The following is a 7,851-nucleotide window of genomic DNA, read 5'->3' as shown; positions in this document are numbered from 1 at the left end:
CTGTAAGGTTTGGGCATGAAATGATTGCGATCGCGCCGAAGGAGGATTTGGGACTACTTCCAGTTTATGTCATAACCACCTTGGCGGTTGCTATATATGCTACTATCAATTGTGTTTCTATGGGCAGCTATACCAAGTGCGTAACTCCTGAGATGTGTTTGTGAAACATTGTTGCTCTTAAGCGCTAATTTGCAGCACGATTTTGCCGCGAACATGCCCACTCTGACTTAGTTCCTGAGCTTGACGGGCTTCAGACAAGGAAAAGGTCTGAGCGATAACTGTCTTAACCTGCCCAGAATCGAGTAAATTAGCAATTTCTTCCAACAGCGAGGCCGATATCTCCATATTCACCATCTCGGCACGGATACCTCGTTCTTGAGCTTTTTGAGCATCGGGGGGAGCGGGGGTTGAAAGCAGAATGCCACTCGGCTTCAGCACTGAATAAGACCGTGCTTGGGTGTCGCCGTCTAAGGTATCTAGAACGACATCAACATTCTGAACCACTTGTTCAAAGGGTGTGGCCTTGTAGTCGATCACTTGATCTGCGCCCAGGGATCGAACAAATTCTGTATTCGCGGCTGAGGCAGTTCCAATGACGTGTGCCCCTCTCCATTTAGCAAACTGGACTGCGAACATGCCAACCCCGCCCGATGCAGCATGAATCAGGACAGTTTGACCCGGCTTGAGATCCGCATGATCAAACAGTGCTTGATAGGCAGTCATTGCCACCATCGGCACCGATGCCGCTTGCACAAAATCAAGCGTTTTCGGTTTGAGCGCGATCGCATCTGAGGTGAGTGCAATTTTACGCGATTCTTTCAAAGCGTCTTTTGATGACTCCTGAAAGTGTGATGTTGTCGATTGTCGTTAACCCGTCTCTTCTACTATGTGGTGCCCGCTCAGCAGGTGCCTAGCTTCCTCTTCAGGAAAGTAGCTATCATGTCCAAAGCCGCCTCCGCTGCGTCCAGTGTTCCGACGTTCCCTGGGAAAACGTGCGTCATTCCCTCCCACACGTGAGCCGTCACATCGACTCCCTCGGCATGGGCACGCTCGGCATAGCGGCGCGTGTCATCGAGCAGCACCTCGCTCGTTCCAACGTGAATTTGAATCGGGGGCAAGCCAGTGAAGCTGCCGTAAAGCGGCGAGACCAGCGGATCGCTTGGATCGTGCCCGTTCAGGTAGCTGGCGCTAGCCATTGACAGCACCTCCCTCGTCAACAGTGGATCGTCGTCTGCGTGGTCCTGTAAACTCAGTCCTGTCAAGGCCAGGTCTGTCCAGGGCGACATCACAACGGCAGCGGAGGGAGCAACGCCACCGCCTGCAAACGCATCGGATTGTGTGACTGACAATAGGACCAGAGCCAGACCGCCACCGGCTGAGTCTCCGACGATCGCGATTTCCTGGGTGCCCTGTTCGATGAGTCCGCGATAAGCCGCCTTGGCATCGTCCAAGGCGGCTGGAAAGGGGTGTTCCGGTGCCAGCCTGTAGTCTGCGACGAACGCGGATACGCTTGTGCGTGCGGCGACCTGTCCGGCGAGATGCCGATACGCGTGCGCCGAACCTTGTACATACGCTCCCCCGTGAAGATGGATGATGGCGACGCCCAGGTGTGGGTTCTGCGGGTGGCACCAAACGCCTGGCAGACCCCCAACTACACCTTGCTCATAGCTTACACCCAGCGCGTCCGGGGTTTTCTCCATGATCTCGTCGAAGGAACCGCGAGCATTCGGTCCGCTCAGCTTGCCTTTGGAGGAAGCAGCCTCCGTCCGCATCACAGCGACGAGCTCGCCATCCTTTTCGGTGAGCGGATGGCGGATCTCGGCTGCATTAGCATTGCTGTGTTCAAGCTTCTCATTGTCGGACTGCATCTTTTTTCTCCATTGCTTGGTAACAATTCGTTCGGGCACCGCTTGGCAGTTTGTGCTAAGTTGCCAGTGAAGACGGGCTAACGAACCCAAGCTCAGTGACAGCGACTGGCAACACAAGGGCCGACAAACAGAGAAAGCCCGATCACCAGGCTCCGTTCGCTGGAGCGTATTATTATGCGGTGCGATTAGACGGACTTCTTCATGAATGCTGGATACGGCGCGAGCGGCAAGATCTGGTAGTCAGCGTAATCAATCTCGATCAGTGGAAAACTATCGATCATCTTTTGCAGATGCTCCGGTGACTCCGCTTCAAAGAGAACGGCTGCGCCGCGGTTTTTCGTGTCCAGCGCCCACACTTGACGCAGACCTCCCTCCGCGTAAAGGACTTGCGCTTGCGCCTGCTCTTCGAGTTCCCGTTTCTGGAAGTCAGAGGGCATTCCATCGGTCTCGAATTTCTGTTTAGGTGTGAAGATAACAAGATATTGCATATGTCACCTCTATTTAGCTTGCTTGGTTGTAGAAAACAGGACAGGAAAGGAGGCATACCGCGTGGTCAAGTAGACGCCGAAGCCTCAACGAACACGCTGTCGGCCCGAAAAAGAGAGTGTGGCCGAAGAGTTCTTAGGTATTTGCGATCGTAACGGCTTGATGGAGGTATTCGTTATCTCTGTAACTAGATTCCAGCAGGAGCGGTGGAGCTCTTGGTATCAAAGTAAATACCGTCGTTTATCCGTACGCCCGTGAACGTCGAAAAGTATATTTTGATGCGTTTACTGACCTTGCTACTGTCCATATTTGGGTTCAAAGAATTTTATTAGTGGGATAGTTTCAGACATCAAGTCATGCAGAAATACAGTCCCGGCATACTTTGTGGGTTTAGCGCCTTAGTTTTCGTTCCGTTACTACCACACCTACTAGGAGCAGTAGCTTAAAGCAAACTTTTTGTTACGCTTCATTCAGAAATTGGCACAGTGCCTGTGTTATGGAAAGCGATAATCTGCCAGGTGTTCTCCTTGCAGGTTGTTACGGCTGTCAAGACACCTGTATCTTGTATTCGATTTACTCCATCAGGACTCTTTTGTCCAGTGGTTTCCCAAGTGCTATGCAGGACTGCCACATTCGGGGTGAGGAATTTGATTTGAGTGTCAGTAATAGTCATGTGGTTATCGCTTAAGAACGACGCCAACGCCTGCGCGTGTGCTTGTTCGATCTCGGTTCGCCCTTTAAACCAACGACCTATGATGTCCACGAAATCGGCATCCTCGGCAAACAACATCGCCAAGTGCTTCGCATCTTTAGCGTTCCACGCCTCGGCAAACGTTGCCACCATTGCTTTGATTACCGCTTCATCCTTTACACTGGTTTCTCTTGTTGACATACTGATTGTTCTAACTAATGAAACGACGCAAGAAGAACAAGGATTATCGAAAGTTTCATTCTGAACATTTCCCCCAAACCGTCGCGGATTTTCCAGTCAACGGATTGACCTGCGCGAGGTGAATTTTCACCAAAACTTCGTCCGCTTTGGGCTCTGGATGCTTGACATCGGTATAATCCAAAACAATTTTATACCATATTCGTTAATCTTTACTGCTTTCATTTTTTATCCTATGCTCAATCTGTTTAGCTTACTTGATTGTGAAAACCGGACAAAAAAGGAGGCATACCCGCAAGAAAGCAGACGCCGAAGCCTCAACGAACACGCTGCTGACCCCAAAAAGAGAGCGTGGTCGAAGAGTTCTTAGCTATTTGCGATAGTAACGGCTTGATGGAGGTATTCGTTACTGGAAAGCTGGGCAAGCATGAAGGAAGCCAAGTCGGCACGTGTAATTTTATCGGCCTTCTCGCCCGTTTCGGGATCAAAGACTCGAACGTTCCCCTTGGCGGGATCGTCGGTGAGGAGAGCTGGGCGAAGAATCACCCAGTCCAGACCGCTCGACTCGACAGCAGACTCCATTGCCGCTTTGTCCTTGTCCGCGCCGCGCAAAAAGGTCGAAACAAGTAAGCGCTCATAAAAGGGGGTATTCGCCTCACTATCCCCTTCGCCAATCATGGAAGTTACCACCAGACGACGCACACCGTTTCGCTGCATGGCAGCGATGATTGTGTTGGCGGCGCTCGATTCGAGGGTAGTTGCCTTATAAGGCGTTTTACCGCCAATCGTGTCAACAACAGCGTCTTGACCGAGGACTGCTGCGTCCATCGTCAGACTGTCGGTGGCGTCACCTTCGATGACGTGAACGTCCGAGACCTGGTATTGGTCAGCTTTGTGAACGAAGGCCGTGACCTGGTGACCAGCGGCCATAGCCTGCTCGACTACAGCTCTACCGGTCTTGCCGGCGGCTCCTATAACTAGGACTTTCATGTTTTAACTCTCCTATGTAACGCTTAGTGGGTTTTCCGGTCGGAGAAATGCGGCTTTGATCAGGACTTATTTGCGAATGCAGGATCTGGGGCGAGAGGGAAGACCTGGGTGTCAGAGTAGTCAGCCTTGATCAGTGGAAAGCTGTCGATTATCTCTTGCAGGCGCTCCGGTGACTCCGCTTCAAAGAGAACGGCCGCGCCACGATCCCTCGCGCCTAGCACCCACGATTGACGGAGAAGTCCCTCCATGTAGAGATCTTTCGCTCGCGCCTCTTCCTCGAGTAACAGTTGCGGGAAGTCAGAGGGCATTTCAGGGCTTGCAAATTTTTGTTTGGGTGTGAAGATAACAAGATATTGCATATGACGGTTGTGTTGTAAAAACAGAGAGAGATGGTAGAGTAGGAAGCTTGTGTTCAATCTGACCTAGCGTTGCTGACCTTACTTGAAGCCAACCAATGACTCCTGGCGAGTGGATGAAACATATATTGAGGTCAAAGGAAAGCAGAAATACTTGTACCGGGCTGTCGATTCATCTGGCAACACTCTCGATTTTTTGTTAAGTGCTGCGATGCTAAAGCAGCAGAATGCGTCACTGAACGGGTCAAATTTATAGCTGAAATCTTTGGAGTAGCTAGCTGAGCAATTTCTCTTGTAGGGAGTTTTCTGTTCTCAATAACTTTTTGCAACACAACCCGGAATCATGTCTGAATTAGGCTCCACTTGCTTGGGACCGTTGGGCAAGCAGATCCGTAAGGCTTGTCCACTTCACATCGGGATAGCGATCGTTGTCAAACGATTCATGGTGCACACTGAACATGCTGTGTTCATACTGCGTCTGCTGCCACTGCGGATACAGCTCGTTTTCTCCCTCTAGATGGGCCGTCCGTTCACTTTTGTTGCGTCTACTTAGATCCTCCAGACTTCCCAAGCGGACCAGATGAAACGGAGTCTTCAGCACTTCGTCGGTGAACTTTGCAAGCTCACGTAGAGTAACACTAAAGCTTGCAATCCCAAGGGCGACCGGAGTCGTTGGGTCGAGAGCAGCGGCGGCAGTATACGCTGCGGTGTCATCCATTGTGGTGAAGTCGAGCCGCCAGTCGGGATCTTCCCAGTACCCGACCATTTTCTTTTCAAAATTCAGATAAGGTACGTTTTGCGTCAAGACCTCGCCGAAGACGCCATTGAAGATCGATGTCGACGCGATCATCTCGACGTCGAGCCGCTGGTGGAACTCGCGCCTTAGATCGTAATTGCGATTTTCACCCGGTGCTAAGGTTCGAAAGTCAGTAGAAAAGTCGGATGGAATGAACCGTGCAACGCCTGCCTTAAGTGCCGCCTCCAACAGTACGGTTTGAGTATCAACAATCACGTCCCGCAGTCCTTGCAGGGCAGATACGATGCAAGCTGATCCTTCGCATGCACTGGCTAGCTCAGAAACACTCGCCATATCGACTGTCCTAACCTTCACGCCAAGGCTTTCCAATGCTTTCCGTTTCGTCTCGTCCGAAGTTCCACTCCGAGTAAGTGCGACGACGTTCGCTCCGCGATTTGACAAAGCACGCGCAATGCGCCCGCCCAGATTGCCGGTCGCCCCTGCTAACACGACATTATCCGCCATTTATCACCTTCCTGATAGCTTCCGTATTTTTCGTTCAAGACTTGATTTCATAATGCGTTGCTGGTTCGACTTCCAAGTCTCCCTATGTTTGACATCTCTAGTATGATTAATCAACTTATACAGATAAAGGTAGTTTTTATGAATTGATTGTTTGTAATATTGAACAATAGCAGAGTACAGATACTCTCATCGCAGTTAGTGCAGGTTATGGACGATTTGAATGCTGTTTTAGTATTTCTCAAAGTCGCAGAACAGGGTGGATTTGTCGCAGCCGCGCGATCGCTAGACTTGCCTAAATCTACCGTCAGTCTGAAGGTCAATAAGCTAGAGCAACGGCTAGGAGTCCGATTATTTGATCGCACGACGCGGCGGGTTTCTCTTACTGAAGAAGGACGACTGTATTACAAAAACTGTTTACCTATTCTCGATGCGTTACATGATGGTGATGATGCGATCGCCAGCCTGCAAGGACATCCGCAAGGCGTCGTCCGAGTGACAGCTACCCCGTTGTTTGTACGGTCTGTTCTCGCACCCAATTTGCCGGAATTTCTGCTGACCTACCCTGATATTCGAGTGATTCTGAATGCGACGACCGAATACAAGGATATTGTGAAGGAAGGGTATGATCTAGCGATTCGGATTGGGGAATTGGACGATTCAACCCTGATCATGCGACGGATTAGCACAGATCGTCAGAAACTCTTTGCCAGCGCAACCTATCTCAAAACTGCTGGCGAACTAAGAGCAATTGCTGATTTGACCAGTCATACGCTGCTTTGTATGGTTCATCGTCAGAACGAAGTGACCTGGACATTGCATAATAAACAGCAGGAAACAGTAACGCTCTCCTTTCATCCACGACTACTCAGCAATGACATTGCCCCCATTTATCAAGCAATCGTTGCTGGAGTAGGGATTGGGCTGCTACCGGAATTTCTGTTTCAGCAGGAGTTACAGGGTGGGGATATAGTAAACGTCTTACCCCAGTGGTCATCAGCTCCGGTCCCGATTAACGCACTTTACCCCAGTCGAAAATATGTCCCAATGAAAGTCAAAGTCTTTCTAGAGTTCCTTGAGCAAAAGATGCGCTAAAACTTAACCTCAGTTCGGGTTAATGTTCGGGCGCTTAGGTGATTTCTGATGAAAAAAATACCTATGTTGACGAGTTTCGACTTCTCTGCGAGACGCTACGCGAACGCTCAACTCTCGATTACTCAGTTGGTTGAGCGAAGTCGAAACCAACGGCTATGGTAATTTTATTACTAGAATTCACCTTAACCCCCAGAGTTTTGGGTTTGAGGGGCGCTCCCGAATCTCACAACTCGAACCGGAGCGCTATCGTTCCTATTTAGATGCATATGCTTATCTTTCTGTCAATGCGTAAGTCATAACCCCTTTGGATTCTTTGTTGCTACTTGTTGACCGAGCGTCTTTCACATCTATTTGGCGCAATGCTAAAGAAGCTGTCACCTTGTGCCAAGTCTCTCTACCAAGTTCCGAATTTTCTATTGAAATTGGAACTTTACCTTTTTTTCGGTGGTTGGGGTTTGAAACTATGCTTTCCCAACCCCAACCACCGAGAATGTTCCAACACTAATGAAAACCGAAAGGATGTAAACTTTTGTGTTTATCCTATGTAAATCCGAACTTTTAACCTAATGCTGGTAAAATGAGAAAAATCTGGCAGCCCTGGCGGTAACGCTAACCTTTGTTGCGTCGAGTTTCGTCATTTGTCTGCCCTGGATACCTTAGCCGATCCCCAATCACCGAAAGTTGGTAAAACGGAAAAAACTGAGCCTGCTGTATCCAGACGCAAGTCGCCAAATCAGCGCAGATATAAGGGTGTGCAAGCGCGGAAATATCTCTTCTCATGTTTGGTTAAAACAGAGAAGTAAAAAGCTGAAATCTATATAGAACCCATTTGGGATCTATAAAGTAGCTAATCTTCGGAGCATAAGTCTGACAAAACAGAGATGAATTTTAGTGGTCGCATTTTCTAAA

Annotated in this window: 8 protein-coding genes and 1 pseudogene; 2 read left to right on the top strand and 7 right to left on the bottom strand. The window is 49.6% G+C overall.

The window, feature by feature from the left end; all coding sequences use genetic code 11:
• Positions 1-177: 177 nt before the first annotated feature.
• The 6 genes from V7K49_RS08010 to V7K49_RS07985 form a co-directional block, all read right to left on the bottom strand.
• Complete coding sequence (locus V7K49_RS08010) at positions 178-822, bottom strand: NADP-dependent oxidoreductase (protein WP_335205141.1); 645 nt, start codon at positions 820-822, stop codon at positions 178-180.
• Between the two features lie 77 nt (positions 823-899).
• Positions 900-1,868: an alpha/beta hydrolase gene (locus V7K49_RS08005; RefSeq protein WP_335205140.1), complete on the bottom strand. Its 969-nt coding sequence runs from the start codon at positions 1,866-1,868 to the stop codon at positions 900-902.
• Positions 1,869-2,053: 185 nt separating this feature from the next.
• Positions 2,054-2,356 (bottom strand): muconolactone Delta-isomerase family protein, encoded by a 303-nt coding sequence (locus tag V7K49_RS08000; RefSeq protein WP_334868604.1) that lies wholly within the window; start codon positions 2,354-2,356, stop codon positions 2,054-2,056.
• 464 nt (positions 2,357-2,820) lie between these two features.
• Positions 2,821-3,246: an SgcJ/EcaC family oxidoreductase gene (locus tag V7K49_RS07995; RefSeq protein ID WP_335205139.1), complete on the bottom strand. Its 426-nt coding sequence runs from the start codon at positions 3,244-3,246 to the stop codon at positions 2,821-2,823.
• Positions 3,247-3,609: 363 nt separating this feature from the next.
• Positions 3,610-4,233 carry an NAD(P)-dependent oxidoreductase gene (locus tag V7K49_RS07990; protein ID WP_335205138.1) on the bottom strand — a complete coding sequence of 208 codons (624 nt, stop codon included), beginning with the start codon at positions 4,231-4,233 and terminating at the stop codon, positions 3,610-3,612.
• Between the two features lie 59 nt (positions 4,234-4,292).
• Positions 4,293-4,649 (bottom strand): muconolactone Delta-isomerase family protein, encoded by a 357-nt coding sequence (locus V7K49_RS07985; RefSeq protein WP_335205137.1) that lies wholly within the window; start codon positions 4,647-4,649, stop codon positions 4,293-4,295.
• A 22-nt stretch (positions 4,650-4,671) separates the two neighbouring features.
• Between V7K49_RS07985 and V7K49_RS07980 the strand changes: the two are divergent.
• Positions 4,672-4,797, top strand: a pseudogene (locus tag V7K49_RS07980) (DDE-type integrase/transposase/recombinase); the annotation flags it as partial.
• A 144-nt stretch (positions 4,798-4,941) separates the two neighbouring features.
• Here the strand turns inward: V7K49_RS07980 and V7K49_RS07975 are convergent.
• On the bottom strand, positions 4,942-5,850 hold the full coding sequence (locus V7K49_RS07975) for an NmrA family NAD(P)-binding protein (RefSeq protein ID WP_335205136.1): 909 nt from the start codon (positions 5,848-5,850) through the stop codon (positions 4,942-4,944).
• A gap of 207 nt (positions 5,851-6,057) precedes the next feature.
• Between V7K49_RS07975 and V7K49_RS07970 the strand changes: the two genes are divergently transcribed.
• The gene (locus tag V7K49_RS07970; RefSeq protein WP_335205135.1) at positions 6,058-6,942 is read left to right on the top strand and encodes a LysR family transcriptional regulator; all 885 of its coding nucleotides are present in this window, start codon (positions 6,058-6,060) and stop codon (positions 6,940-6,942) included.
• The last annotated feature ends 909 nt before the right edge of the window (positions 6,943-7,851 follow it).

The organism is Nostoc sp., from assembly GCF_036919675.1.
Lineage (GTDB): Bacteria > Cyanobacteriota > Cyanobacteriia > Cyanobacteriales > Nostocaceae > Nostoc.
Note: the sequence above shows the minus strand (reverse complement) of the source record. Positions and strands in the feature narration are given on the sequence as shown.